The following is a 25,673-nucleotide window of genomic DNA, read 5'->3' as shown; positions in this document are numbered from 1 at the left end:
AGGAACGGACGCAATGAAAAAAGCTCAGAGACGACCGCTTCGCGAAAACGGAAAACGACCGAGAACCAAGGCCGCCTGGAAAGCCGCTGTTGCCAAACGCCTGGGCGAAGAACGCGCCGCTGGCCGTGGATTGCGGGATCCGCTCTGCTACGGAGTGCTTGCCGCGATGATGCTGGACCTGAGTGGCGACGGAGAAATCTGCGGCGCGCTGGCGCCCGTGGCCGTGTTGCTGGGATGTGAGGAACACGAAGCCGGCAAGGCGCGGGACAAGTGGCATGTTGCCGGGTGGGTGTCCTTCAGCCTGGGCGGGCCGCCGGCGCGGCTTGTGGTCCGCCTGAAATGGCCGCTGCCGCCAATGCCACTGAAACCAAGGCACCGACACGACCAAGGGCCAGCGGTGCCCGTCGCTCCGAGCCGCTTCCTGCAATGACAGCTCCGACCGAACGCGAGCGCCTGGCCGGCGAGCGCGCGATTGCCGGAGCCTTCGCGGAACTGCGCAACGGCGACTTGAGACAAGCCACAGCGGCGCGCAAGTGGATCACCGGAGGATCTGCCGAGTTGGCGTTTGCCGCAGCGCTGGCCGGCCTGCGGGCTAACACCGTGCGGAGTTGGGGGGAGGCGGTTGCCACTGGAAGCCGACCGGGTGCAGCGCCGATGCTTCTGCGTCGGTTGCGAGCGCTGCAATCCGATGGGGTATATTGACATCGGTCGCACAAGCGGCCGGATACCGGAGGGCCGACACAATGGGAACGGTTGCGCTCAGAACTGAACCGGCTTCGGGACTGTCTGTTGTCGTGGCCGCCGGCCGTGACGCATGGCGGCGGTTCTGCAAGGCGCAGGAGCTGGGGCTGGATCAGTTGTTTGATGTAGGGCGCGCGCTGATGGAAGGGCGCCGACTGGCAATGGCTGAGGCCGGGACGAACAAGCCCATGGGGGCGGGATATGCCCGGGCATTTCAGGCGTGGTGCGAGGTGCAGGGCTTCGTCGACGTGCCGACAGACTGGCGCGGCTCGCTCATGTGGTGCTGCGAGCATGAGACCGAAGTGCGGGCCATGTGGGCAGAGCACGCGGCAATCAAGAAATCCCGACCGAGCCTTGATCCCCGGAACATGGCGAACATGACCCAGCGCCGCCGCCGGAACGGCCCGCCGAAGAAACGCCGGCCGCCGACTGTCGCCGCTCTGCCAATTGCCACGCTCTGCGCCAGCTTGGGGAAGCGGCTGGCCGCACTGGATCCGGCTTCGGCCCTTGCCGAGATATCCGAGCTTGCAACCGCCCTGGAAGCGGCGGCGTTGCAGGCGCAGGCGGGCCAGAAAATGCCCCTTTCAAATTCGCACCCGGCTGAAAGCCTGGCAGAAAGGCCGTCCAAATAGCGGAAGAATTCCGGCTGCATCGGTCCCGATCAGTCTCTGCAAAACGCGCGCAAATAGCGCCCCCAGCGCGCCCCCAGCCGAAAGCCGTAGTTCTCGAAAGGCCGCCGAAATTCCACTAAGTTCTTGATTTCAAGTGGTGCCCGGGGGCGGAATCGAACCACCGACACGAGGATTTTCAATCCACTGCTCTACCCCTGAGCTACCCGGGCACGGGTGCGCATCTCTGCGCGGGTTGCGGCGTTCTAATCGGGCTGATCGGGCAAGTCCATAGGGGCCGGCAAAAAATCAGTGGAATTTTCGAGCCGCATCGTCGAACTCGTCCGACGCCCCATCTACGACGGGTCGCTCTTCCGTCGCTATGGCGTATTTCCCCTGCATCCAGCGCCCAAGGTCGACATCCGCACAGCGCTTCGAGCAGAAGGGACGGTAGCGCGGTTCCGGGTCCTTGCTGCAAATCGGGCAACTCAACGCAGAGCCTCCGTGACAGTCGGGTCGAGGGGCGGGCGCTCGCGTTTTCGTTGCAGTTCGAAATGGCCAAGCGGGGTCCAGCCGATCATCGCGGTTTCGACCGGGTCGGCGCGAAGGGTCGATTTCAGCACCTGCTCGATCTGTCTGCGGTCTTTCTTTGCCAGCGGGGCGAAATCAACCACGATCTGCCCACCGAGGCCGCGCAATCGCAATGCGCGCGGGAGTTCGCGGGCGGCTTCGATGTTCGCCTTCAGGGCCGCAGCCGGGGACTGGTCGCCGCCCGTGTTCACGTCTACGGCAACCAGCGCACGCGTCGGCTCGACCACGAGACTTCCACCGCCGGTCAACGGGATGTCGCCGGACAGCGCCAGAGACAGATCGTCCAGCACCCCCCGGGTCTCCAGGCATCCGGCATCGGTCACGATCTCGTCCGGCGTGCCCCAGTCGCGCCACGCCAGAGCGTGGGAATCCGCGCCCTCCAGCAATAGCTGCGGATCGCCGGAGGATTCGCCAAGGATCGCCTCTGCAAGGCTCCGCATCTCCGCGATGTCCTCGGCGATTTCCCCCTCGTCCGCGCCCTCGGCTTCAGACCGCAGGATCAGGCCGAATTCGCTGCCATCCATCAGATCTTCGGCGAGGGACTTGAGCGCCGCGCGCGCATCCTCGTCGCGGATGCGGCGAGAAACGTTCAGGCCTGGTGCATCCGGGGTCACGATGGCAAACCGAGACTTGAAGAGCAGCTTCAGCGTAACGGGGACCGCCTTGCCCGGCTCAGCGTAGCCGGTGACCTGGACCAGAACACTTTGCCCCTGCGCCAGCCCCTTCGCTTGCCGCAGGAAACCCTGCCCGTGCGGAAGCTGTACGAAGACGCCGCCCTGGCCTTTCATCTGCCGTCCCACCTTGGCGAGAAACACAGTGCCAGGCACATTCGGGCCCCCTTCGGGCGGGTCGACGAGAAGGTCCTCCACCCGGCCATCCACCATTCGGACGGCAACGCGGCGATCCAGGACGTGATCGAGAAATACGCTGGTGCCCTTCATGGGGCCTCCCTGTAGAGCGGGTATCCGGCCGCCATCAGCAGGCCGGCAGTTTCAGCAAGCGGCAGACCGACGATACCTGTGTAGGAGCCGCTGATCCAAGGGATGAAGGCACCGGCAGGCCCCTGTATCGAGTAGCCGCCCGCCTTGCCCACCCAGTCGCCGGAGCGCAGGTAGGCGTTGACCTCAATGTCGCTCAGCATCTTCATGCGCACCGCGCTCACGCTGTCGCGTTCCCAAACCCGCTCGCCGAGCCGCAGGGCAACGGCGGTATAGACCCGATGCCTCCGCCCGGAGAGCCGGTGCAGGAAGTCTGCAGCTTCCGCTGCATCCGCCGGTTTGCCAAAGATACGCCGCCCCAAGGCAACGGTCGTATCCGCCGAGAGCACCAATTCTTCTCGATCGGCCTTTACGGCCAATGCCTTCTCTCGCGCCATGCGCGCACAATACGGCCGCGGCAGTTCGCCGTCATTCGGGGTTTCGTCGATGTCGGGGGCACGAATATCGTCGGCAACGACGCCGATCTGGGCCAGCAGCTCGCGCCGCCGCGGGCTGCCGGAACCAAGCACGAGGCGCATTTTTGCGCCTTACTTGAAGCGGTAGTTGATACGACCCTTCGTCAGGTCGTACGGGGTCATTTCCACCTGGACCCGGTCGCCGGCCAGAACTCGGATACGGTTCTTCCGCATCTTGCCCGCCGTGTGCGCGATGATTTCATGGCCGTTCTCGAGTTCGACCCTGAATGTCGCGTTCGGCAGGAGTTCCTTCACGACACCGGGGAATTCGAGCAGTTCTTCCTTGGCCATGTTCACTCCAAAAGTGTTTGCAACAGCCTCCCTCTCGGAAGGTGGGCGTTAAATGCGCCTGATCGCGCCACAAATCAAGGCCGATTCGCGTTCATTTTCCCCGGTGTGACCGGGTTTACGCGCCGCTTCGCTGTCTTTCCGATGGCGAGGGCCGTGGTCGGGCCACCACTCCAGCCAAGAGGATTCGCATTTCGATTGCCTGGTGCAGGCACGCGCCGGGGACCTCCTCCACCACTCAGCGAATGCGTTCGCCGCGGAAACGGAGTGCGTGGGCCACATCCATGTGATGCGGATGTCGGCGAACGGAGGCACATCTGCCAACACTCGAGGTCGCCAAGCTGCGGAAGTGGCGCTGCGCAGGACCATCAAACGGCCAGACGACATCCAAACTACAGCCGTCAGGACGCTTGCTGTCGCAGCGGCGGGCCAAAACGCTCGATCATCCGTCCGATGATCTGGTCCCGAGACTGGCGGTAGCGGTCGAGTTTCTCCTCGCGGGTCTCGCCGAGGCCGGTTGGATCCATGATAGGCCAGTATTCCACGTCGAGGTGGTAGTACCGCGTCAGTTCCAGCGCCTTGCGCTGGCTTGCAGGCGACAAAGAGACGATAAGGTCGAACCCGCCGAGATCATCACCCCAATCCTGCATCTCGTCAAAGCTGCGCGCGCGATGTCGCGAAAGCTCGACGCCGACCTCGTCGCAGACGGCAATCGAAAAGCCGTCGATCTCCAGATCGTTCTTCACTCCTGCCGATTGGATATAGAAGGCATGTCCGTAGTAGAGCTTGGCCAGACCTTCCGCCATCGGGGAACGCACTGCGTTGTGGTCGCAGGTGAACAGTACCGATGTGGGAAGGTCCGCTGCCACGTCAACCTCCGAAATGCAGGACGCAGATCAGAGTGAAAAGACGGCGTGCCGTATCGAGGTCAACCTCGGCCTTGCCCTCCAGGCGCTCCTGCAAGACTCTGGCGCCCTCGTTGTGGATGCCCCGCCGTGCCATGTCGATCGCCTCAATCTGGCTTGGCGGCATGGTTTTCACGGCAGAAAAATAGCTCTCGCAGATCTGAAAGTAGTCCTTCACCACCTGCCGGAAGGGTCCGAGGGAGAGATGGAACTCTCCAACTTTCCCGTCGTCCTCGGTGGAGATATCGAAGACCAACCGCCGGTCACGAATCGCAAGCAGCAGCTTGTATGGGCCCTCCGGGATCGGTTCGTCGTCATGCCTGAGCGGCATGGCAAAGGAATTGTCTTCCAGCAGATCGAAGATTGCCACTTTTCGCTCTTGCTCGATCTCGGGCGTTGGCGAGGCGAGGTGGGTGTTGTCGATCTCGACATGGCAGATGCGGGAGGTGCTCATGGCGTCTCCTCGTTGAGTCGGTCAAGCCGGGCCCGGACGGACAGGCCGTGCGCCTCGAGGCTCTCGGAAATGGCAAGGGTTTCGGCTGCAGGTCCGATGGCCTTGAGCGCGGCGGGAGTCATCGACGCAAGCGTTGTGCGTTTGAGGAAATCCATCACGCTGAGCCCGGATGAGAACCGGGCTGAGCGGGCGGTTGGCAATACGTGGTTGGGTCCACCGACATAGTCGCCGATGGCTTCTGGCGTCCAGCCGCCAAGGAAAATCGCGCCGGCGTGAATCGTTTTTTCCGCCAGCGCCTCAGGATCCGCCACGCAAAGCTCCAGGTGCTCCGGTGCGATGCGGTTGGACAATTCCGCTGCCTCGTCCAGATCGCCGACCGTGATCACGGCCCCGAAATCCCGCCATGAGGGGCCGGCGATCGCGCGGCGCTCTAGGGTTTCAAGACGCTTTTCAACGGCGTCCGCCACGGCGCGGCCAAAGGCAGCGTCGGGCGTGATCAAGATCGATTGGGCGCTCTCGTCGTGCTCCGCCTGGCTGAGCAGATCGACGGCAATCCAGTCGGGGTCATTCTCGGCATCGGCGATCACGAGGATCTCGGACGGCCCCGCGATCATGTCGATGCCAACCTTGCCGAACACCCGGCGCTTGGCCGCAGCAACGAAGGCATTGCCCGGGCCGGTGATCTTGTCGACCGGCGCAATTGTCTCGGTCCCATAAGCAAGGGCAGCGACAGCTTGCGCCCCGCCTACTCGGTAGACCGTATCGACACCGGCGATCTTTGCCGCAAGCAACACAAGCGGGTTCACGACATTGTCCGGTGTCGGCACCGTGACCACCAGCCGCTCGACCCCAGCGACCTTGGCCGGGATCGCGTTCATCAGGACCGAGGAGGGATAGGAGGCAAGCCCGCCCGGTACATAGAGACCAGCAGCGGAGACTGGCGTCCAGCGCCAGCCGAGTGTCGCGCCCGTGGCGTCGGTCCAACTGGCGTCCTCCGGCATCTGGCGCGTATGATACGCACGTATGCGGTCGGCGGCGAGTTCCAGTGCAGCGCGTTCGGACTGCGCGACTTTTGCGCACTCGGCGTCTATCTCTGCTTGCGTGAAGGCCAACCCGTCCGCGCCCGGAGAGAAACGGTCGAACCTTTCGGTCAACTCGATGACTGCGGCATCGCCACGGGCACGCACGTCGGCAATGATGGCGGCGACGGCCTCGTCCACGTCCGGCGCATCCTCGCGTTTCGTGGTCAGGAAGGCCGCGAAACGGGACTCGAAATCGGATTCGTCAGTTGTCAGGAACTGGGGCATGGCGTCTCCTCGTCAGGCCCCCACATACCGTTCCCTCTCCGCCGCCTCAAGCAGGCCGCCCGCGATGTTCAGTCGCCGTGCTGCGGCACCTGGCCGGAGGGGGCAACATAGGGGCGCGTGACATCGCGGAGCGATACATTCAGGCATTCCACATCGAGGCCGATTGCACCGTCGCCGGCAAGCGTCAGCACCAGACGACCCGTCCCGTCCGCTCCAGGTTCGAAGGCGACAGAGAGCAGCGACAGGACCATGTCACTGTCGGTCCGATCGATGCCCTGCGACGCGACCTTTGTGACGTCCTCGACCACAAGCAGGCTCTGCACCCGCTCGTAGGGGCGGCCACGCTGCTCTGCATCCTCCCGATCCTCCCAGCGGAACCGGTTCAGCAGCATTGCGAAACGACGGCTTTTCGCCTCCCAGCGCATTTCCGTGATCGGAAGGACGGCGTCCTGGACCATCGCCGAGATCACCCCGAGATCGTCGGCATCGACGGCGGTCACCAGGATCGGGCGCTCGGCACCGTCCTCGAAGGTAGCATCAGTCATTCTCGTTCACCCGTTCAATGCGTGCGCCGCAGGCACCTAGCTTGTCCTCGACCCTCTCGTAGCCGCGATCGAGGTGGTAGACCCGATTCACCACCGTTTCGCCTTCGGCCGCAAGGGCGGCGAGGATCAGCGACACGCTGGCCCGCAGATCGGTTGCCATGACCGGCGCGCCCTTCAGCCTGTCCACGCCAGTCACCGTCGCGGTCCCGCCCTGGACGTCGATCTGCGCCCCCATGCGGATCAGTTCCGGCGCATGCATGAAACGGTTCTCGAAGATTTTCTCTTCCAGCACGCTGACGCCTTCGGCCGTGCACATGAGCGCCATCATCTGCGCCTGCAGGTCGGTCGGGAAGCCTGGAAAGACCTCCGTTACGACATCGACCGCGTTCACCCGGCCATTCTTGCGGCTGACGCGAAGGCCGGTTGCGGTCTCCTCCACCGAAATGCCCGCGGCGTCCAGTTTCTCGCAAAAGGCGCCCAAAAGGCCAATCCGTCCGCCCTCCAGTTCGACCGTGCCTCCGGCGATCGCCGGCGCCAGCATGTAGGTGCCGGTCTCGATCCGGTCGGCGACCACGGGGTGTGTGGCCCCGTGCAGCGATGTAACCCCTTCGATGGTGATCGTGTCGGTGCCCTCACCTTCGATCTGCGCCCCCATTGCACGCAGGCAAAGCGCGAGATCCACGATCTCCGGCTCGCGGGCGGCGTTGCGCAGCACGGTGGTTCCCTTGGCGAGAGTGGCCGCCATCATCACATTCTCAGTGGCCCCGACCGAAGCGAATCGCAGGGCGATGTCGCCCCCTTTCAGCCCACCGTTGGTTTTCGCGTGGAGGTAGCCTTCCTTCAGCTCGATCTCCGCTCCCATGGCCTCAAGTGCCGTGATGTGGATATCCATAGGTCGTGCGCCAATCGCACATCCGCCCGGGAGAGACACCACGGCATGTCCGTGGCGCGCCAGCAACGGCCCCAGAACCAGGTTGGAGGCGCGCATCTTCCGCACGATATCGTAGTCAGCGACATGGTTGTCGGCGCAGTGGCTCGACATGGCGAGCACCTTGCCGTCCTGCATGCACGAGACCTCTGCGCCGAGCGACTGAAGCAACGTCGTCATGGTGCGGATGTCCGACAGCCTCGGCGCATTGGTCAGCGTCAGCGGCTCTTCACTCAGCAACGTGGCCGGCATCAGCGTCAGACACGCATTCTTCGCACCCGAGATCGAGATCTTCCCGCTGAGCGGCCCGCCGCCCTGTACAACAATCCTATCCATTCGACTCGTTCTCCTGCCTCGTATCGGGATGGGCGCCGTCGACCTGCTGCGCGTCCTCCAGCGCGTCGGTACGCGCCTTCGCCTGGGCCTTTCGCCGCTGGAGATTAGCTTTCAATGCCTGTTTCAGCCGGACCTCCCGGGAATCCGGTGCCGGCCGGCTCTTCCGTGTCCCGCTCATGAGGCGGAATTACGCGAGGGGCCGGTGCAGGTCCAGCCTTCATGCGGGATCGTGGCGGAATTTGAAGCAATGCTGCCAGAATCCTCTTGCACTTGCGACCGCAACTTGTATATCCCGCCCTCACTTCAAATGCTGCCGTAGCTCAGGGGTAGAGCACTCCCTTGGTAAGGGAGAGGTCGAGAGTTCAAATCTCTCCGGCAGCACCAGATTCCACCACAGACTTGGACTTCGAGTTCGGCCAGAACGGATCGCCTAGAGCGCCGTCCGGTTGGCGAATGGATCTTGCAGAGCAGGGCATTCCACGCGTTTCCGAGAAATGCGCGCGATCATAGTATCCCCGGCAACCACTCATACCAATTGAGTTCGGCCTTCTACGTATCCATCCAGAGCATGATCGGGCCGGGTTCAAATAACACGCTGTAGACGCCTCACCTCCACCCCGGCCATTCGTATTGGCCTGCCTGCGCTGCTGCTCGGCAATATCACATTGCCGTTGGCAGGCCTTCCGATCTGGCAAGGTCTGCGATATCCGAGCGGGGTTTGGTCCACCCGCTCGCGACATTTCTCAGGCCGCGATGTTCCGGCAACAGCAATCAGGAGCCTGCCCATGTCGTTTCGTCTCTTTGCATTGACAACTGTATTGGCTGGCGTGCTGCCGGCATTGGCACAGGCTCAGTCCGCCGAAGACACGCCTCGTACCCTGCATCTGGAACTGAACGCATTGCAGGATGTGGGCGGCGCGTGCCGATTGACGTTCATGGCACGCAACGGGACCGGAATGACCATCGAGAAGGTGGTATTCGAGGCGGTGGTCTTCGATCAATCCGGCGGCGTGGTAAACCTGTCGCTTTTTGATTTCCGCGAGTTGCCAGCCGATCGGCCACGGGTACGGCAGTTCGATCTGCCGGACAGGTCCTGCGAGTCCATCGGGCAGGCGCTGATCAATGGTGCCAATACATGCCGTGTCGACGGCGCCGAAAGCGACATCTGTGATGCGTCGCTCTCGCTCGGCAGCCGTCTTTCGGTGGAGTTGCTCGGATGAATCCCATCGACGCGCTCGGCGAGATTGTGAACCTCGGCGGTCCGGTCATAGCGATCCTGCTGGTGATCTCCGTACTGACGCTCGGGGTCGCTCTCTACAAGATCTGGCAGTTCGCTGTCTCAGGGGTGGGTCGCCACCGTCATCTTTCAGAGGCGCTGGCCGCCTGGGATGCAGGTGACCGCCAAACCGCCCGGACGCGACTTGCCGAAAGCCGCAGCTACCTGGCTCCACTTCTGAAGGTGGCGATGGAAGAGCGCGACATGCCCGGACTGGATGACCGGTTGGACGCCGAAGCGGGGCTGGCGCTCGCAGGCCTTGAACGCGGTTTTCGTTTTCTCGACACTGTCGCCCAGCTTGCGCCGTTGCTTGGCCTGTTCGGCACGGTTCTCGGCATGATCGAAGCGTTCCAGAGCCTTCAGAATGCTGGCTCGTCGGTGGATCCGTCTCTGCTTGCGGGCGGGATCTGGGTCGCGCTTCTGACAACCGCCGTCGGGCTGGCAGTGGCGATGCCGACGTCGATGGTACTCGCCTGGCTCGAAAGCCGCACTGCTGGTGAACGTGTGTTCGCGGACAAGGCGCTCCGGACGGTCGCGGTGCCCAGCCGGACCGACCCTGCTGACGCAGCGCCCGACTTCGCGCCCTTGGCCTCGAACCATGGCTAACAGAGCGCCATTCACCCGCCGCAGGGTGGCGCTGACGCCGCTCATCGATGTCATTTTCCTTCTGCTGTTGTTCTTTATGCTATCCTCGACCTTCGCGAAATTCGGCGAGATCGAATTGAGCGCGGCCGTAGCCGGGACCGGGGCCGCAGGAGAACCGACCGAGCGCGCATTTCTGCAACTCGGTGGCGCGCGACTGGTGTTGAATGGGGCGGACGTTTCGCTGAACGAATTGGCCAGGACTGTCCAGCCCGGGCAGTTGCTGGTGAGCCTTGACGACGACACCTCTGCACAGAGGCTGGCTGACCTTCTCGTGCAACTGCGCGGCGTGGAAGGTGTCAACGTCTTGGTGCTGGAGTGAACGAATGATACGCTCCACGATCCCGCGTCGAAAACGCGACTCGACCATCGCGCTGATCAACGTGGTCTTCCTGATGCTGATCTTCTTTCTGATCGCTGGAACGGTCGCGCCACCGCTCGACCCGGACCTGGAACTCGTGGACACCGCCGGCCTCGACGGGCGGGAGCCACCAGATGCGCTGGTACTGCACAAGGACGGCACTTTGAGCTACCGGGGCCAGCCAAGTGACCCGAAGGCGTATCTGGACACGCGCGCTGATGAACCGGCACGGATCGTGCCTGATCGCGATGCGCCAGCGTCCAGGCTGGTGGAGGTGACTGGAACCCTCCGCCGCCTTGGTGCCCCGTCCGTGTTCCTCGTCACCGAACAGGCCATCGAGTGATCCGCAGATCGGCAATCGCCGCGACTGCGGCCGTCCTGTTGTCGCTGGTGACGCATGTCTTCGGCCTTGGCATTCGCGTTGACGCGGAACGACCGCATGCCGATGCACCGTCCGATAGTGTCGCATTGGGCAGTTCGTTCGAGGACATTGCGGAAGCCCTGTCGGATCCGGTGCCACCCGAACCGGCCCCAGCGCCCGAACCACCAACCGAACCGTTGCCGGAGCCAGAGAACCAGGACCCCCCAACTTCCGTTGCGCTCGTGGCATCCCCCGATCCACAGCCTGTCGCGGCACCGGACCTGGGTTCGGCCGAGACAGTGCAGGCGGACGCGGCTGGTTCTACGGAACCCAAGCCGGCAGAGATACCGAAGCCGGAGGCCGTTTCCACCCCGAACGGTGAGGACGGCTCGGCGACCGAGGCCGCCAGCCCCAGCGCCGTCGAGCCCGTGTCATCGCCCGAAGAACCGGAAAGCGCGCCCGTCTCCGATGTTGCGGCAGTCGACACCGCAGCAACAGAGCCGTCGAATGCACCTTCGCCGGAGCCGACACAACGGCTTGCGGCCTTGCCGGTCGAGGTGTCGCCCACGCTGCCTGTTTCGCCATCACCAGAGCCTGCGACGATCCCGGTCATCCCGCTGGAACAGGAGAGCATTGACCCGGCCACCCCCGACACGGACATCGCCCCGGTGCCGGAGACCGCCGAGGACGGTCTCGGGGGGACCGAGCTTGCTGTTGTATCTTCGCCGCGTCCAAAACTCCCGGATCGACGACCCTCCGCCCCGTCCACTGCAGGCAGCGGCAGCCGGCCCCCTGCGCCCCAGACCATGGAATCGCCGCTGACGGCCTATCAACGCGACGGGACCCTGAACGGCTGGCTCGGCCAGAACAGGGATCGGGGACCAGGAAACGCAAGCACCACCAACTATGCCGGACGTGTTCTGGTGCATCTGAACAGTGTCCCACCGGTACGGGTATCAACCCCCGGGTTGGCACGGGTCACCTTCGAGATCAATCCGGACGGCACGCTGGCCTGGGTCAAGGTCGATACGCGGTCGGGTTCGCCGGAACTAGTTCGCGCAGCCCGCCAGCAGGTCCGGAAGGCAGAGCCCTTTCCGCGGCCACCTGCTGGCGCCAAGCGGCAGATCGGCTTCGTTTTCGGCTCCAAATAGACTGCAGGGTGTGCGCTCACTGACGGTACCGCGACGGGTGCTTGGGGCGACTTGTGCGAAAACAATGGGATAGCTGATGGCCTTGGGTTTCATTCGCGCAAGCCAAGAAGGCTGTTGGCCGATCCAGCGAGATGAAGCGCCATCTGGAAGGACCACTTGGTGCGCACAATGCAGCTTGGCGCAAGAGTGTATACGGCCATGGCGGATTGCGACCAGGTCCACCAACCCTGCCCGGTCCTGCCTGCCCACCGCGCGGAACGACCGATCCGCGACGGAGACCGATGCGAGACCGTAGCACTGGCGACACCTGCAACGCCCTGGCGAACATCTTAGGCACGGTGCCGAGCTCACTTTGAGGGGCGTTTTGGCGCCGACCCGGCATTTGTCCCGCCGGAATCGGTCACAAGCCGGTTCGGGCGCCCTTGACCGGGGCACCACCCGTTCGGGTCCGACGGGTCTAGCGCCCAGCCGGGAACATTCCGGGCCTGTCGCCGTTCTCTCTGTGAAGGCGCCGCGTGAGCAGGCGACCACTACGGAAAGGAGACCCAAGATGAACTGGGACCAAGTTCGCGGAAACTGGCAGGAAATGAAGGGCAAGGCCAAGGAGACCTGGGGCCGCCTGAACGATGATGAACTGGCGGAAGCCGAGGGCGACCGCGAGCAGCTCGAAGGATTGCTGCGCCAGAAGTACGGAAAGACCAAGGAAGAAGCCCGCGACGCTATCGATCGCTGGCTGGCGGAGGCGTGAGCGATGCCGGATCTCGACACAGCCCGGGAAGCCCCGGAAAAACTCGTTTTCGATGCGCTCGACGACACCCGGGCGGGCATGTTGTGGGTCCCGGCAAGTGGCCAGCATCCGCAACCCATGACACATCACCTGGAGCGGAGTGACGGTGAGCTTTGGTTCATCGTCAACCGCCAATCCGACCTTGTCGCAGCGGTGGGCGAAGGCGCGGATGCGCGATTCACGCTCGTGACCAAGGCGCAGGACGTTCACATCAGCTTCACCGGCGCGCTCATGCAGGTCGACAACCCGGAACGGTTGCGCAACCTCTGGTCGCCGGTGTCCGCCGCCTTCTTCGAAGGCGAGGCGCCGACGGAATCGGATGCGATCCTGTTGCGAATGACACTGCGAGAAGCCGCGCTCTGGGCGAGCCCGTCCAACCCGGTCGTGTTCGGCATCAACGTCCTGCGCGCCAATGCCGGCGGTTCGGCCGAAGACCTCGGCTTTCACACCGTGATCCAGATCGCGGCTTGATCGCCCGCCCCGCGCCACGTCGCCGACCGGCGCGGGGTTCACATAGGACAAGGAGAAGCAGGATGACTTTTTCGATTCCCGACATGATATTGGACATGCGCCGGACCAAGTCACCAGTCGTTCAGGCTGGGCCTTCAGAGGGGGCCGGCACAGACGTGCAACCGGGCCTGCCCATAGCCGCCATCAGCCTCTCCACGGGGCTGGCCGGATGGGACCGGATATAACGGGCCGGCTGTAGCAATCCCGACTACCGCCAGAACAGTTCGCGAATGGCTGTCCTGGCCTTTGGGCAATCTGCGCGCGAGCTGATATCTCTGGAGCAGGCACTATTAAGCTTTTTTGCCCAGGCCCACGGCAGGAAAGACAAACCCCTAGCAAGCCCAATACGATCATTGCCTAGCCGGACGGCTTCAGTGCCCCGGCCACGGCAGCCCTCTGACGGCCGTTCCCGTGCCGCTCCAGGCGCCGTTCACGCGCGGCGGCAACAAGCGCCGTGAAGAGCCGCCGATGCGCGGCGCGATAGAAAAGATGCTCCGGGTGCCATTGCACGCCCAGCGCGAACGGATCGCGTGTGCTTTCAATGGCCTGCACCATGCCGCCGCCATCCCGCGCACCCACACGCAGCCCATTGCCCAATCGATCAACCGCTTGGCTGTGCAAGGCGTTGACCTTGAGCGTATCGCGCCCGGTGATCCGGCGCAGCCAACTGTCGGCGGATACCGACACAATCCGGCGTGGAAGGATAGTGCGGACCTTTCGCGATTCGGGGTGACGGGCGAAGGCATCCCCCATCAGCGTCCCGCCCGCAGCGATATTCAGCATTTGCGCGCCGCGGCAGATCCCGAGCACAGGAATCCCGCGGGTCAGCGCCGCCTCCGCCAGCGTCCTTTCCAGCGCGTCCCGCTGGGGCTCCAGTACGGCCTCGGCCACGATCTCGCCGCCATAAAGCGCCGGCGCGATGTCATCTCCGCCACCAATGATCAAACCATCGACCGCATCAAGATCGGCGGGGCGCCCGGCGCCCCAGCGGATCCCGCGTCCGCCCACAAGCCACAGGTTGAAAGCGACCAGCGGGAAGATGCGCCACCCCGAGCGGGCAGAGGTCGTCACGCCAATCAGCGGGCGATTGTGCTCTCTCCGGGCCATTCTATCCGCCCTCCTGAACCGAACGGTAGTTCGGCGCCAAGGTTGCCAGCGAGCCAAGGTGCCCGGTGACTGCCTCGTGCCATTCGGTATGGCCGGGCAGCAACTGCGTTCCGTCTGCCGCGAGCCAAAGGTTGCACAATGCCTCCAGCAGGTCAGTCCTCCGCGCCACGTTCTCGATCAGCTGCCAACGGTCCCACTCGTAGGCGAGTGACCATTCGGCATCGCCGATCCTGCAATCCGGCAACCGATAGTGATATGCCGGACGTGGGGAGACCGCACTGTCGACCGGCCCATCCCGCTCATACCGTTCCGGTGCAACGGCAGCCCACGCTGGCAGGAGATCGAGCCCCTGGTTGCGGCTCAGAGCGTATCGCGACAGCAGCGTGAACAGGTCGTCGCAACTCATCCCGGGGCCCATCCCGGCCAGGTCAGACACCATGTCGGCCGGAAAGGGGTCGACAAATGGCAAGAGACGTCGGCTCAGCTCCGGCGGGTCTCGCCAACGCAGCCAGCCCTCCAGCAATGCGTAGGCAAGCGCAATCCGGGGCAAGTCCGATCCTTCTTCGCTGTCGGCAAGATCGATATTCAGGTGCAGACCGCAGCCGATCAGCAGACTCTTTCCGCCGCCGTGGCCGCCTGCGGCGTCCAGGTCCGCGACCAGAGCCTCCATCTGCGGCAGATCGGTATGAAGCAAGGGCTCGGTCACGATCTCCAATGGCACCACGGACTGGGCAATTTCCACACCGGCCTTCGCGGCGGCGGACTCCGACTCCGGGCGGAATGCCGTGTCCAGGTACATCTCGATCTTGCCAATGGAACTGTGCTGCAGGGTTACCTCCCCGGCGCCGTTCCAGATTTCGCGGCCGGAGAAACGCTGCTTCACGACACCTGTGGCGTCCGGCAACGAAAGCCCGGCGAACTCGATCTCAAGCCCGACACGACGTGGCGATTCACATGACGGATCAGCCGGCAACGGCGCGAAGACAGGGGAGTTCTCGGAGGGGGTTGTGCGCTGTATATCCATGAAGTGGGAACGCCTAGGCCCGGGAAAGGTTCCAATGGCACATGATCGCGCGGTGCCGGGAACCTCCCTCGATACTGTGCGTTGGACCAGAGGAGGCACTCGTATGACACCCTTGGCCAGAATGGCTTGTATCGCTCAGATCGCACTCGCCATCCTGGCCATGCTGGCGGTCTTCTGGGCCTCCCAGCAAATCCTGGCGCCGGTTGTCCTGGCGCTCGTTGTCGGTGTGGTCTTCGCGCCGCTGGTCGATCTTGCACGTTCCGCAGGTGTGCCACGATCCCTCGCCGCCTTTTCCGGGCTGCTGCTCGTAGCAATGCTCATCGGGCTGTTCGTGCTCTTCATGGACCCCTATGTGCGCGAACTTGTCCGCCGTGCCCCGATCCTCTGGGAAGAAGCGCAAGGAGCCATCGAGAACCTGCGCAACCTGCTGCGGGGCGTCGAGGAGATGGCGGAAACGGTGAACGAGGCATTGAAGGACGAGGGCGACACCGAGAGTGCGGGCGGTGACCAGATTATCGCCCCAGACGAAGCGCTGCCCGATGTTGCGACGGCGCTCGGCTATGCACCGGCGCTGGCCGGACAGGCTCTTGTGTTCGTGGGAACGCTGTTTTTCTTCCTGCTGTCGCGGGACGAGATCTATGAGCTGGTCGAACGCGCCACACAAACCGTCGATTCCCATCGGTTGCGCAAGGCGGAGGCGCGTGTGTCCCGGTACTTCCTGACGATCAGCGTGATCAACGCCGGTCTTGGAATTCTCGTCGCTGTGACCATGTCGGCCCTGGGAATGCCCTCACCGGTCCTGTGGGGTGTGCTGGCATTCCTGTTCAACTTCGCACCCTATCTCGGCCCGGCAATCTTCGCCTCTGCGCTCGCCGTGGCGGGCATCCTCACCTTCGACGGAATTGCCGGCATCCTGCCGATGGCCGCCTACCTTGCGCTGAACGTGACGGAGGGCCAGTTCGTGACACCGACGCTCGTGGGCCACAGCATGACCATCAACCCGCTGCTTGTTTTCCTGTCCCTCACAATCTGGCTCTGGCTCTGGGGTCCGATTGGCGGGATTGTCGCGATCCCGCTCCTTGTATGGACGCTCAGCATGACGGGCTGGCAGCTCGGCCTCCCGGACGGGCCAGCGCCACGCGGATCCGAAACGCCACCACCCGCTTGACGCGCGCGCCACGACGTTCGCACCGCCCCTCAGGCTGGATCGTCACTGGAGAACGGCAAAGCCTCGAACGTGACACTAAGCCGGAACACGCCCTGACCTTCTTCAATCTCGACCGAGGAGTCCAATTGCCTCGCAAAGGCAGCGATTAACCGGCTTCCCAATCCGCCGGCATCAACCGCTTCCTGGCTCTCGCCGGTGGCCGGCCGTTCTGAGAGGGAACTCGCCGTGGAAATCCGCACCGTTCCCTCGCCAAGATCGTCGAGGCAGACTCGAAGCCAGCGTTCCCCGTTTGCATCAGTCTGCAGGTACTTGAGCGCGTTTGTCACCGCCTCGACGGTCAGCAACGCAACCGGAACCGCCTGGTCGGGATAGAGCACAACCGGGTCGAGCTTCAGCTCCACCTCCGGCCGTGCGCCGCCGGGAGGCGCGAGGTCCAAGAGCGGCGCCACGACGTCTCGCAACAGATCACCCGCCTGAACGAGCCCGAGGTTCTCGGCCTGGTATAGTCGGCGGTGCACCGTTGCCATGCCTGCAACCCGACGATTCACATTCTGAAGCGCGGCCAGCGTCTCGTCGCTTTGGGTGGCGCGGATCTGCATGTTGATGATGGAGGAAATCAACTGAAGGTTGTTCTTGACGCGGTGATGGACCTCCTTGAGCAGTACATCCTTGTCGTGCATCGCATCCAGCAGGTCAGCTTCGTCGCGAAGGAGCCGGGCCGCCAGCTCACCGAACGCATCGTCGATAGCGGCCAGTTCAGAGGGCATCGACTCTGCGCTCCCGGCTGGCGGCAGGTTCCGGTCGCGGCCGAAAACCTGCATCTGTGCTGCGAGTCTGCGAACGTGCCGCACGACCAGCCGCTCCACTGCCATGAAGACCAGTGCGAGGCTGGCCAGCCACATGAGGATCGGGAACAACGCAGGCGAGACCCATGCCCGGCCCTCGCCGGCGGACCGCGGCAGCCAGGAGCCGACGGCGTAGACAGTTTCCTCGACGATCGGAACGACAGAGAAGGCGCGTGTCTCCCCGTTGCGGTTCTGTCCGATGAAGCGGTCTGGTCCATAGACGAGCGCCGCCGCGTCTCGGTCCGCGGGCAGCCAGCCCTCCGCCTGACCGAGGTCGCCGGTTGCAGTCAGGATCTCTCCTGACCGGTTGATCGTGACCAGGTCCATTTTCCGCCCGGCAATCTGGTCATCAGGCGGCGGGTCAAGTCGCAGATGGGGGATCGAAACAGCAACGAACCCCGTCACGGCGCCATCCCGATCACGCACTGGCTGACCCGCCAGAATTACCGAGGCGCCTGATACCGGTCCTTCCGGCAACACCAGGATCTTGCGGCGGTCGCCAGACATCAACGCCCGGTACTCGGGATCATCCGACAGGTCGAGGCTGGTGTCGGCGGAGGAGCAAACCGAGTGACCCTCCCTGTCAATGAACCCGGCAAAGGCGAAATCACCGCCCGACCGGTCGAGGAAGCGCTGGAACGTCTCGCGGCATTGCGCAGGATCGCCCCGCATCTCGGGGATCGCGGCCGCCAGCCCCTTCGCCGCACCAAACGCGGCCTCGATTGTCCTGCGGTCGTTGCTGGCAGCGCGCGCGGTGATCGCGGTCGTCGTCAGGGAGTGGATCTCGTCAAGCTCTCGCTCCAGCCGTGTCGTCTGCCAGACCGCGATCAAACCCAATGGAAGGAGTGCAATCGAGAGCAAGGAGGCAAGACGCAGCGACAGGCTTCCGCGAAACGGGAGCCGAAGACGCTTCGCCGGGAGCGGCCCGGCCCGTTGCTCGCTCACGCAGCGGCTCCTCCATTGACGGAGACCACGGACTGGGTGACCTGATCCGTCATTTCGATCGGTTCGTCCTCCGACAGATCCATCGCCTGCGCCAGCGCATCGCGCCCGCGCTTGAGACGGCTTTTGATCGTTCCGATCTTCACTCCACACATTTCCGCCGCCTCTTCGTAAGAGTATTGCAACACTCCGACCAGTGTCAGGACCTCGCGTTGCTCCGGCGGGAGAGTGTCGAAGGCAACCCGAAAATCCGCCAGTTGCAACCGCCCGTCATGTGCAGGCTTTTCCGCCAGAGCGCCAGCGAGATTGCCCTCCGGATCATCGGTCTCGCGAGCGGCCTTCCGTCGATCAGAATAGAAACCATTGCGCAGAATGGTGAACAACCATGCCCGCATGTTCGTACCCTCTTCGAACGTGTCGAGCTTGCTCCACGCCTTTAGCACGGTGTCCTGCACGAGGTCGTCAGCGGCGGCTGGATTGCGGGTCAGGCTCATGGCGAAGGCCCGCAGGACCTTCATATGGCCGATCAGTTCGGCCTTCGCATCTTGTCGGTTCACGAGTTCTTCTCCGTCTTGGGATCGGAAACCCCGCTTGCGACACCGACAGGCACGTCGATCTCATCGAGACGTTCAAGTAGTTCCTGCAACCGCGGCGGCAAATCAGCTTGCGACTCTTCCTCGAATATGAGGCGCAGGTTGTCGTCTATCTGGCTTTTCAGCATTCTGGATTTCGATGGCATCGGCAGTGGCGTCCCTTGGCTCGTGTTGACAGCCGCAAAAAAATTCGTGGTCTTGTGGAACAAACGCATGAGAGAAACGTTTGTTCCCCGAAAGTGTGATTTTTCTTGGAGACAGCATGACCGATCCCAGCCAACCAACCAAGATGTCAGATCTCGTTGCTCCGGAATTGCCATTTCTGCGCCGGCATGCCCGGGCGCTGACCGGGCGGCAGGACAGCGGGGACCGTCAGGCCGCAGCCACGTTGGAGGCAATCCTGGCCGATCCGAGTTGCTTTGATGCAAGCCGGGGTGGAAAGGCAGGGCTGTTCCGGGTGTTCCATTCGATCTGGACGAGTATCGATGCGCCGGATGCGGTGTCGGGGGATCCACTCCGCGCCCAGGCAACGCAGCATCTGGCAACACTTACCCCGAACTCGCGCGAAGCATTGCTCCTGCACACCGTCGAGGGTTTCTCCATCGATGATCTGGCGTTCGTGATGGGAATCGACGCCGCCGAAGCTGACGCTCTGGTGGAGACCGCACGCGCGGAAATGCAGAAATCGGTGAGCGGCCGGGTTCTGATCATCGAGGACGAGGCAATCATCGCGATGGATCTCGAGGGCATCCTGTCGATGATGGGGCACGAGGTGACTGGCGTCGCCCGCACCCGCGATGCCGCGGTCGAGATGGGACGCAAGCAACAACCTGACCTGATCCTTGCCGATATTCAGCTCGCCGACAATTCCAGCGGCATCGATGCCGTGAAGACGCTGCTTCCGGAACTCGACGTCCCAGTGATCTTCATCACCGCGTTCCCCGAACGCCTGCTGACCGGGGACCGCCCAGAGCCGACGTTCCTGATTGCCAAACCCTATGAGCCCGATCAGGTGGTCGGCGCCGTCAGCCAGGCCATGTTCTTCGCGTCGACCGCAACGCTCGGCGCCTGACCCACGGCAGAGAACATAAACAGAAAGCCCCGCGTGTCGTCACGCGGGGCTTTTTCATGTTGGTGTGGTGATCGCTTCGCGGATCAGGACGCGGCCAGCGCGCGCAGCATCCACACCGCTTTTTCGTGTACAGCAATCCGGGCCGTCGCAAGATCGGCCGTCGCATGGTCCTTGCGGGCATCCGCCAGCTCAACCAACGCGTGCAGCTTGTGGGCCAACCTTTCGTTGTCCTTTGCGAGGTCTTCCAGCATCCAGAGCGCCGAGGGATGCTCCAGCGTGGAATGCTCGTTGGACATGTTCACGACATCGGAGGGTTTCATCGGGGCAACCCGGCCAAGTGCCCTGATGCGCTCTGCAATCACGTCGATCGCCGCGAACAGATCGGTGTAGTGCTCCTCGGTCAGAACATGCACCGCGTGAAACAGCGGACCTTCGACATTCCAGTGATAGCTATGGGTCTTGAGCAACACGGCGTAGCTCTCGGACAGCACATCCGCGAGGCCTTCGGCGACCGCATCCACGTCGCGGACGCCGGTCTTCACGACCTTGTCCGAGGGGGCGATGTTCATGGGGTTGCTGGGGGCGATGTTCAGCGGACTGTTCATTGGAGTCTCCGGTAGCGTGTTATTGATCTTGTGCGGTGTAGGTCGACGGCACGCCTTTCAGGCGCGCTCCACCAAAGTGAGCTCTGCTTCAGTCAGGGCGTGCGACCGCGCAGGGCGCGCGCGACCATTGCGATGACAAACAGTACGAGAAATACGAAGAACAGGATCTGGGCGATCCCTGCCGAGGCGCTGGCAATCCCACCGAACCCGAACAGCGCGGCAATGAGGGCGACAACCAGAAACGTGATGGCCCATCCAAGCATGATTTACTCCTTTGATCGTTGCGATTTTCGTATCGAACTGTGCATCGACAACGGCGTGCCGGCGGAAATGTTCCCAAAGAATCGTGGAAAACGCTCCCAAGCCCGAAATCAGCCGAGATGGGAGAGAGAGGCGCAGCACCGCGAGGTTTGCCTTGGTTCACTCCACTGCCCCCAGAAGTTGGAGTGACGCCGACCCGGCAATCATGAGCAGCGCTGTCCATCGTGTGCATTGACCTTCGCGCGTCTCGCGGATGCGCGGAACGTTGGGCTCAAACGCTCTATTGCTCAATGGCGCCGGGAGGGTAGGATATGGGCAGGACCTTTCTCCCATCTTGTAGGAGTCTACCGTGCCCGACACATTCCTCAGCGAAGAAGACCTGATTGCCCGGCTCGACTCTGACGAACGGTCGATGAGCGTCGTGATCACCAACCCCGCGTTGCCCGACAACCCGATGATCTATGTCAGCGATGAGTTCGAGGCTCACACCGGCTATGCACCGGACGAGGTCCTCGGGCAGAACTGCCGATTTCTACAGGGACCGGAAACGGACCCGAACGCCGTCGAGGCGATCCGTGCGGCGCTGAAGGCCAGGACGACCTTCACGATCGACATTCTGAACTACCGCAAATCGGGCGAGCCTTTCATGAATCGCCTGCGGATTCGGCCGCTGTTCGATGACACTGGCGATCTGCTGTACTATGTCGGGGCTCAGAACCCGATCTGAACGGCAGACTCCCGGCGGCCAATCGACCTGTGCTCCTCGCCCTTTGGCGAAGCGCTTATCGTCTGTCCACTCGGAACCTGAAAACCAATCTGCATAACCCGGAGGCAGAACATGAAGGCAATCTGGCACGCCATGGTCGCAGGGCTGATGGTCATTCTCGCGGCTCCTGCGATGGCCGAGAGGTATAGGGATCGTGACGTGGAGATGATACCGGTGTCCCAACTCGACCTCGAACGCTACCTTGGCAAGTGGTACGAGATCGCGCGCTTCCCCAACCGTTTCGAGAAAGGATGTGAGGGGGTCACGGCGGAATACGCCCTGCGCGATGACGGCAAGATTTCGGTACTGAACACCTGTCGGATCGGTGCGCCCGATGGTGAGGTCAAGACGGCCGACGGACAGGCCAAGGTTGTCGGTCCGGGCAAGCTGTCAGTCACGTTCGTGCCGTGGCTTCCCTTTGCCCGTGGCGATTACTGGGTGCTTCATGTTGATGAGGACTACACCCTTGCCGTTGTCGGTGCGCCGCGTGGGACAACCGGGTGGATCCTCGCACGCAGCCCGTCGATCTCCGACGAGGCGCGCGCAACCGCAGAAGAGGTTCTCAGGCGTAACGGGTACGATCCCGCGCGCCTTCGCGATGTGCGCCACTGACAGGTCACGCCCCCACAACCTGTTCGACCCGCTTGTCAGCGCTATCGTCTCCGGCAGCCTGAAAATACCCCGGAGAACGATCATGAAATTGGCGGCCGCCCTCGCCCTCTCGATATCCCTTGCCGCTTCTGCGGCAGGTGCGGTGCCATTTGGGAAATGGTCGGAGCAGAAGTTCCCGCGCCTGCCCGGCAACCAGTGGAGCCAGTCGCCGCAAGGTGTAGAGGTGCGCTCAAACGGATCGGTTTCGTTGATCTGGACCCGGCTGCCGGCCTCCGATGGTGCTGCAACACGGGCCACCTGGGACTGGTCTGTCTCGGAAAGCGTGCCCGGCACGCAGCTCACGCGGAAGGGCGGAGACGATCGCAACCTTGCTCTCTATTTCGTGTTCTTGCCGCAGGATCGCGCCGAAGCCAGCCGAAACACCAGCATCCGCAAGCTGCTGAGAGACCGGGATGCCCGCGTGCTCATGTATGTCTGGGGCGGCACGCACGCCCGTGGCGAGGTGCTGCCGACACCCTACCTTGGCACTCGTGGCAAGACCTTGATCCGGCGCCCTGCAGGCACGGGAAGCTACCAGGAAAGCGTTGATTTGAATGCAGATTTCCAGCGTGCCTTCGGTGAACCAAAAACCGTTCTCGTCGGACTTGCAGTGTCTTCGGACAGTGACGACACGGGCACGTCGGTGCAGGCACGGCTTGGTGGGCTCAGACTCGAATGACCGCGCGGGGATACGCACCGGGGCGGCAGTCCCGGGCGACGCCCCCTTCGGCCGGCGGCGCAGCATTTTTCACGTCGCGATGATCCACCTCACGTCAAGCGCCGTATCCCAAACATTCCGCACGACGCGGGCTCACATGAATGGAGATACCATGCTTCGTAGAACTTTCTTTGCCGCCACCGCCGCCGCCGGTCTGTTCGCCGCGACCACCGCATTTGCCGATGGCCACTCCAAGGACATTGTGGATACGGCTGTGGGAGCCGGCTCCTTCAACACCCTCGTGGCCGCCGTTCAGGCCGCCGGGCTCGTAGACACCCTGAAGGGCGAAGGTCCTTTCACGGTGTTTGCCCCGACCGACGACGCCTTCGCCGCGTTGCCCGAAGGCACGGTTGAAGATCTCCTGAAGCCCGAGAACAAGGATCAACTGACGGCCGTGCTTACCTACCACGTGGTGCCCGGCAAGGTCATGAGCGGTGATCTCAGCAACAACATGATGGCCACGACCGTTCAGGGCAGCGACGTGACGATCATGACCGATGGCGGCGTTACCGTTGATGGCGCAAATGTCGTCACCGCCGATATTGAAGCGTCCAATGGCGTTATTCACGTCATCGATGCGGTGATCCTTCCCAAGTAATACTCAGTTCCGCGCGCCGTCTTGCCTCCCTCGAGGCGGCGCGCACCTTTTCCAACGCCGCCACGCCACAAGAAACCGAACGGAACCGATCGTCCTATGAGAAACCTGGTTACTGCCGTTGTTGCCACTCTTTTTTCCACGCCGGCCATGGCCGATCTGGAGGTCGCTTTCCTGGAAGGCGCACCGAAGGACAGTTTCGTCCTGACCAACTCCGGCACGTGTGACCTCGATGCCGCAGCCATCACGCTGGACCTTTCTACCTCCGCTTCCGGTGTCATATTTGACGTCACGGGTAACGGAGCCGGAACCGAGGTTTTCCAACCTTTCGAGATCGTCAGCGGCGAAGGGTATGTCGTTGACCGACCAACCGTGAGAGATGGCGATCGTCTTGTTACCCTGCGGCTGAAAAGCCTCCCGCGCGGGGAAACGGTGGCTTTCACGGTGGACGTCGATGATACCCGGGGGAGCAGAGCAATCACTGTGACCGACAGCGAACTCAGCGGCGCAACGGCATCGATCAAAACACCAGCCTGGACGGCCTCGAAGACATTTGAAGAGACCGCAAAACTCCGAGTGCCGCTGCCGACCTGCTCCTGACACCCTCCGAAGGCTCGAACAACGCGTAGGTGTGCCCCTACCATCGCGACAGAGCCTCGTCGCGCGCCCCCCCCCAGCGCGCGCACCGCACGGGCCCAAACGGCACTCGGGGGCACAGAGCGAACGATTTCAGCCCGACCACCTGCCGTATTAGGACCGAGCCAGAAACAACGTTAGAACCCGCAAAATCGTGCCGGACGGTGCGGTAGACTCGCTCCAAGATGGCTCTAGCGACTCGATAATTACCGGCTGGACCGGATCAGTCGAAGTCCTCCGCATCCTTCTCCACTGCCTTCAACATGTCCGGCAGCAGCTCGGCATCCGCAGCATGCACACGGTTCCAGGTCGGGATTGAGGGGGGCTCTGCCGGGTTTTCGAGGAAAATCTGGCCCGCGACCACCACATTTCGCGCGAAAAGTTCGATCGCGGCCTCCTCGGCGTGGCGGTCAATGGAAAGCCCGTTCATCTTCGCATCATTGTAGTAGCATTCCAGCAGGTCGAGCGCCGAGCGATAGTAGGTTGCCTTCAGCGAGCGGAAAACTTCCTCCGAGAACACCGTGCCGTCGGTCGCCAGCTTGCGGAAGATCGACTTGCAGATATCCACCGACATGCGGGAAAGACCGGCATTGGCGTCCTCTTCTGACAGCGGCTGGTGCTTGTGATCGTAGGTGTCGGCGATTTCCACCTGGCAGACGGATTTTGGCGCCAGGTTCCGCCAGGCCTCGGACAACACGCCGACTTCAAGCCCCCAATCCGCCGGAATGCGCAGATCCGCAAGGGTCGAGACACGCATGGCGAACTCGCCTGACAGCGGGTAGCGGAAGGAGCGCAGGTAGTCGATATAGTCCCGATCCCCGATCACCCGTTTCAGTGCGATCAGCAGGGGCGAAACAAGCAGCCGCGACACCCGCCCGTTCAGCTTCTGGCCGTCGGTTCGTGGGTAGAAGCCCTTCGCCATCTGGTAGGGAAAGGTCGGGTTGGTCACCGGATAGACAAGTCGGGCCAGCATGTCCTTGTGATAGGTCAGAATATCGCAATCGTGGATCGCCACCACGGAACTGTCCTGGCAAGCCAACAGGTACCCAAGGCAAGTCCAGACATTCTTGCCCTTGCCGGGTTCCGCCGGGCCGAGGTTCAACTCCCTCAGGCGATCCTGGATTTCCAGCATCCGCGGACTGTCGTTCCAGATCACAACGTGGTTTTGCGGCAGGCGCGAGAAGAACTGCCGTGCCTTGCGGAATTGCTCCTCATTGGCGCGGTCGAGCCCGATGATGATCCGATGCAGGTAGGGCACGTCCGACAGCTCATCGAGGATCCTCGGCAGCGCCTCGCCCTCAAGCTCGGAATAAAGGGATGGAAGGATCAACGAGATCCGGCGCGAGGTTGCGAAAGTCGAAAGCTCCCGGGTCAGCGCCTCCGTATTGGCACTGCGCAGGTTGTGCATCGTGGCGATATTGCCGTTCTGGTGAAAGTCGGCCATTG

35 protein-coding genes and 2 tRNA genes are annotated in these 25,673 nt (G+C 63.0%); 18 read left to right on the top strand and 19 right to left on the bottom strand.

Annotated elements, in window-relative coordinates:
• Positions 1–13: 13 nt before the first annotated feature.
• The 3 genes from CLV78_RS14035 to CLV78_RS14025 are packed head-to-tail and all read left to right on the top strand — an operon-like array spanning position 14 to position 1,373.
• Entirely contained in the window at positions 14–430 is a 417-nt protein-coding gene (locus CLV78_RS14035; protein WP_106205459.1) for a hypothetical protein, read from the top strand.
• Positions 427–702, top strand: coding sequence for a hypothetical protein (locus tag CLV78_RS23895; protein WP_106205458.1), 276 nt, complete (start codon positions 427–429; stop codon positions 700–702). The genes CLV78_RS14035 and CLV78_RS23895 overlap by 4 nt, the downstream gene beginning before the upstream one ends.
• Before the next feature lie 41 nt (positions 703–743).
• Positions 744–1,373, top strand: coding sequence for a hypothetical protein (locus CLV78_RS14025; protein ID WP_106205457.1), 630 nt, complete (start codon positions 744–746; stop codon positions 1,371–1,373).
• Between the two features lie 134 nt (positions 1,374–1,507).
• Here CLV78_RS14025 and CLV78_RS14020 read toward each other — a convergent pair.
• From CLV78_RS14020 to CLV78_RS24495, 11 genes are all read right to left on the bottom strand, one after another.
• Positions 1,508–1,582 (bottom strand) — tRNA-Phe (locus CLV78_RS14020).
• A 76-nt stretch (positions 1,583–1,658) separates the two neighbouring features.
• Complete coding sequence (locus CLV78_RS14015) at positions 1,659–1,841, bottom strand: DNA gyrase inhibitor YacG (RefSeq protein WP_106205456.1); 183 nt, start codon at positions 1,839–1,841, stop codon at positions 1,659–1,661.
• Positions 1,838–2,881 carry a ribonuclease E/G gene (locus CLV78_RS14010; RefSeq protein ID WP_106205455.1) on the bottom strand — a complete coding sequence of 348 codons (1,044 nt, stop codon included), beginning with the start codon at positions 2,879–2,881 and terminating at the stop codon, positions 1,838–1,840. Before CLV78_RS14010 ends, CLV78_RS14015 begins: the two co-directional genes overlap by 4 nt.
• Positions 2,878–3,456 carry a Maf family protein gene (locus CLV78_RS14005; protein ID WP_106205454.1) on the bottom strand — a complete coding sequence of 193 codons (579 nt, stop codon included), beginning with the start codon at positions 3,454–3,456 and terminating at the stop codon, positions 2,878–2,880. The genes CLV78_RS14010 and CLV78_RS14005 overlap by 4 nt, the downstream gene beginning before the upstream one ends.
• A 9-nt stretch (positions 3,457–3,465) precedes the next feature.
• Positions 3,466–3,684, bottom strand: a complete 219-nt coding sequence (gene infA, locus CLV78_RS14000; RefSeq protein ID WP_021097168.1) for a translation initiation factor IF-1 — start codon at positions 3,682–3,684, stop codon at positions 3,466–3,468.
• A 398-nt stretch (positions 3,685–4,082) separates the two neighbouring features.
• Positions 4,083–4,550, bottom strand: coding sequence for an arsenate-mycothiol transferase ArsC (locus CLV78_RS13995; protein ID WP_106205453.1), 468 nt, complete (start codon positions 4,548–4,550; stop codon positions 4,083–4,085).
• Between the two features lies 1 nt (position 4,551).
• Positions 4,552–5,040: a UPF0262 family protein gene (locus tag CLV78_RS13990; RefSeq protein WP_106205452.1), complete on the bottom strand. Its 489-nt coding sequence runs from the start codon at positions 5,038–5,040 to the stop codon at positions 4,552–4,554.
• The gene (gene hisD / locus CLV78_RS13985; RefSeq protein ID WP_106205451.1) at positions 5,037–6,347 is read right to left on the bottom strand and encodes a histidinol dehydrogenase; all 1,311 of its coding nucleotides are present in this window, start codon (positions 6,345–6,347) and stop codon (positions 5,037–5,039) included. The genes CLV78_RS13990 and hisD overlap by 4 nt, the downstream gene beginning before the upstream one ends.
• 68 nt (positions 6,348–6,415) lie before the next feature.
• Positions 6,416–6,892: a DUF2948 family protein gene (locus tag CLV78_RS13980; protein ID WP_106205450.1), complete on the bottom strand. Its 477-nt coding sequence runs from the start codon at positions 6,890–6,892 to the stop codon at positions 6,416–6,418.
• Positions 6,885–8,156, bottom strand: coding sequence for a UDP-N-acetylglucosamine 1-carboxyvinyltransferase (murA, locus tag CLV78_RS13975; RefSeq protein ID WP_106205449.1), 1,272 nt, complete (start codon positions 8,154–8,156; stop codon positions 6,885–6,887). The genes CLV78_RS13980 and murA overlap by 8 nt, the downstream gene beginning before the upstream one ends.
• The gene (locus CLV78_RS24495; protein WP_106205448.1) at positions 8,149–8,334 is read right to left on the bottom strand and encodes a hypothetical protein; all 186 of its coding nucleotides are present in this window, start codon (positions 8,332–8,334) and stop codon (positions 8,149–8,151) included. Before CLV78_RS24495 ends, murA begins: the two co-directional genes overlap by 8 nt.
• A 131-nt stretch (positions 8,335–8,465) precedes the next feature.
• Between CLV78_RS24495 and CLV78_RS13965 the strand changes: the two genes are divergently transcribed.
• The 8 genes from CLV78_RS13965 to CLV78_RS13930 all read left to right on the top strand — a co-directional run bounded on the left by CLV78_RS13965 (position 8,466) and on the right by CLV78_RS13930 (position 13,205).
• Positions 8,466–8,540 (top strand) — tRNA-Thr (locus tag CLV78_RS13965).
• Positions 8,541–8,941: 401 nt separating this feature from the next.
• The gene (locus CLV78_RS13960) at positions 8,942–9,376 is read left to right on the top strand and encodes a hypothetical protein (protein ID WP_106205447.1); all 435 of its coding nucleotides are present in this window, start codon (positions 8,942–8,944) and stop codon (positions 9,374–9,376) included.
• Positions 9,373–10,038, top strand: coding sequence for a MotA/TolQ/ExbB proton channel family protein (locus CLV78_RS13955; protein WP_106205446.1), 666 nt, complete (start codon positions 9,373–9,375; stop codon positions 10,036–10,038). The genes CLV78_RS13960 and CLV78_RS13955 overlap by 4 nt, the downstream gene beginning before the upstream one ends.
• Positions 10,031–10,396, top strand: a complete 366-nt coding sequence (locus CLV78_RS13950; protein ID WP_106205445.1) for a biopolymer transporter ExbD — start codon at positions 10,031–10,033, stop codon at positions 10,394–10,396. Before CLV78_RS13955 ends, CLV78_RS13950 begins: the two co-directional genes overlap by 8 nt.
• A 4-nt stretch (positions 10,397–10,400) precedes the next feature.
• The gene (locus tag CLV78_RS13945; protein WP_106205444.1) at positions 10,401–10,778 is read left to right on the top strand and encodes an ExbD/TolR family protein; all 378 of its coding nucleotides are present in this window, start codon (positions 10,401–10,403) and stop codon (positions 10,776–10,778) included.
• The gene (locus tag CLV78_RS13940) at positions 10,775–11,947 is read left to right on the top strand and encodes an energy transducer TonB family protein (RefSeq protein WP_106205443.1); all 1,173 of its coding nucleotides are present in this window, start codon (positions 10,775–10,777) and stop codon (positions 11,945–11,947) included. The genes CLV78_RS13945 and CLV78_RS13940 overlap by 4 nt, the downstream gene beginning before the upstream one ends.
• A 550-nt stretch (positions 11,948–12,497) precedes the next feature.
• On the top strand, positions 12,498–12,695 hold the full coding sequence (locus tag CLV78_RS13935) for a CsbD family protein (RefSeq protein WP_106205442.1): 198 nt from the start codon (positions 12,498–12,500) through the stop codon (positions 12,693–12,695).
• Between the two features lie 3 nt (positions 12,696–12,698).
• Entirely contained in the window at positions 12,699–13,205 is a 507-nt protein-coding gene (locus CLV78_RS13930) for a pyridoxamine 5'-phosphate oxidase family protein (RefSeq protein ID WP_106205441.1), read from the top strand.
• Between the two features lie 396 nt (positions 13,206–13,601).
• Here CLV78_RS13930 and CLV78_RS13925 read toward each other — a convergent pair whose 3' ends face one another.
• On the bottom strand, positions 13,602–14,351 hold the full coding sequence (locus CLV78_RS13925; protein ID WP_106205440.1) for a gamma-glutamyl-gamma-aminobutyrate hydrolase family protein: 750 nt from the start codon (positions 14,349–14,351) through the stop codon (positions 13,602–13,604).
• Between the two features lies 1 nt (position 14,352).
• Positions 14,353–15,375 (bottom strand): amidoligase family protein, encoded by a 1,023-nt coding sequence (locus CLV78_RS13920; RefSeq protein WP_106205439.1) that lies wholly within the window; start codon positions 15,373–15,375, stop codon positions 14,353–14,355.
• Positions 15,376–15,478: 103 nt separating this feature from the next.
• Here CLV78_RS13920 and CLV78_RS13915 point away from each other — a divergent pair, with 103 nt between their 5' ends.
• Positions 15,479–16,543 (top strand): AI-2E family transporter, encoded by a 1,065-nt coding sequence (locus tag CLV78_RS13915; protein ID WP_158263526.1) that lies wholly within the window; start codon positions 15,479–15,481, stop codon positions 16,541–16,543.
• Positions 16,544–16,572: 29 nt separating this feature from the next.
• Here CLV78_RS13915 and CLV78_RS13910 read toward each other — a convergent pair whose 3' ends face one another.
• Genes CLV78_RS13910 through CLV78_RS13900 form a run of 3 tightly spaced genes read right to left on the bottom strand, consistent with a single transcriptional unit; the run spans position 16,573 to position 19,051 of the window.
• Positions 16,573–18,333 carry a sensor histidine kinase gene (locus CLV78_RS13910; RefSeq protein WP_106205437.1) on the bottom strand — a complete coding sequence of 587 codons (1,761 nt, stop codon included), beginning with the start codon at positions 18,331–18,333 and terminating at the stop codon, positions 16,573–16,575.
• Positions 18,330–18,887 (bottom strand): RNA polymerase sigma factor, encoded by a 558-nt coding sequence (locus tag CLV78_RS13905; protein WP_106205436.1) that lies wholly within the window; start codon positions 18,885–18,887, stop codon positions 18,330–18,332. The genes CLV78_RS13910 and CLV78_RS13905 overlap by 4 nt, the downstream gene beginning before the upstream one ends.
• On the bottom strand, positions 18,884–19,051 hold the full coding sequence (locus CLV78_RS13900) for a hypothetical protein (protein WP_245925058.1): 168 nt from the start codon (positions 19,049–19,051) through the stop codon (positions 18,884–18,886). The genes CLV78_RS13905 and CLV78_RS13900 overlap by 4 nt, the downstream gene beginning before the upstream one ends.
• Positions 19,052–19,185: 134 nt before the next feature.
• On the opposite strand from CLV78_RS13900, the gene CLV78_RS13895 reads away from it, so the two are divergent.
• Positions 19,186–19,995 carry a response regulator gene (locus CLV78_RS13895; RefSeq protein WP_106205435.1) on the top strand — a complete coding sequence of 270 codons (810 nt, stop codon included), beginning with the start codon at positions 19,186–19,188 and terminating at the stop codon, positions 19,993–19,995.
• Between the two features lie 83 nt (positions 19,996–20,078).
• On the opposite strand, the gene CLV78_RS13890 is transcribed toward CLV78_RS13895, so the two are convergent.
• Both CLV78_RS13890 and CLV78_RS13885 read right to left on the bottom strand, forming a co-directional pair.
• Positions 20,079–20,600, bottom strand: a complete 522-nt coding sequence (locus CLV78_RS13890) for a Dps family protein (protein WP_106205434.1) — start codon at positions 20,598–20,600, stop codon at positions 20,079–20,081.
• A 92-nt stretch (positions 20,601–20,692) separates the two neighbouring features.
• A complete protein-coding gene (locus CLV78_RS13885; protein ID WP_106205433.1) occupies positions 20,693–20,863 on the bottom strand; it encodes a DUF1328 domain-containing protein in 171 nt (56 codons plus the stop codon).
• Between the two features lie 347 nt (positions 20,864–21,210).
• Between CLV78_RS13885 and CLV78_RS13880 the strand changes: the two genes are divergently transcribed.
• From CLV78_RS13880 to CLV78_RS13860, 5 genes are all read left to right on the top strand, one after another.
• Entirely contained in the window at positions 21,211–21,588 is a 378-nt protein-coding gene (locus tag CLV78_RS13880) for a PAS domain-containing protein (protein WP_245925056.1), read from the top strand.
• 111 nt (positions 21,589–21,699) lie between these two features.
• On the top strand, positions 21,700–22,239 hold the full coding sequence (locus tag CLV78_RS13875; protein WP_106205432.1) for a lipocalin family protein: 540 nt from the start codon (positions 21,700–21,702) through the stop codon (positions 22,237–22,239).
• An 82-nt stretch (positions 22,240–22,321) separates the two neighbouring features.
• Positions 22,322–22,957 (top strand): DUF3047 domain-containing protein, encoded by a 636-nt coding sequence (locus CLV78_RS13870; protein WP_106205431.1) that lies wholly within the window; start codon positions 22,322–22,324, stop codon positions 22,955–22,957.
• 151 nt (positions 22,958–23,108) lie between these two features.
• Complete coding sequence (locus CLV78_RS13865; protein WP_106205430.1) at positions 23,109–23,594, top strand: fasciclin domain-containing protein; 486 nt, start codon at positions 23,109–23,111, stop codon at positions 23,592–23,594.
• A gap of 147 nt (positions 23,595–23,741) precedes the next feature.
• Positions 23,742–24,191, top strand: a complete 450-nt coding sequence (locus CLV78_RS13860; RefSeq protein WP_158263525.1) for an aggregation factor core — start codon at positions 23,742–23,744, stop codon at positions 24,189–24,191.
• Between the two features lie 259 nt (positions 24,192–24,450).
• Here the strand turns inward: CLV78_RS13860 and CLV78_RS13855 are convergent, their stop codons facing one another.
• Entirely contained in the window at positions 24,451–25,671 is a 1,221-nt protein-coding gene (locus CLV78_RS13855) for a glycosyltransferase family protein (protein WP_106205428.1), read from the bottom strand.
• Between the last annotated feature and the right edge of the window lie 2 nt (positions 25,672–25,673).

It is taken from the genome of Aliiruegeria haliotis (assembly GCF_003003255.1).
GTDB lineage: Bacteria > Pseudomonadota > Alphaproteobacteria > Rhodobacterales > Rhodobacteraceae > Tropicimonas > Tropicimonas haliotis.
Note: the sequence above shows the minus strand (reverse complement) of the source record. Positions and strands in the feature narration are given on the sequence as shown.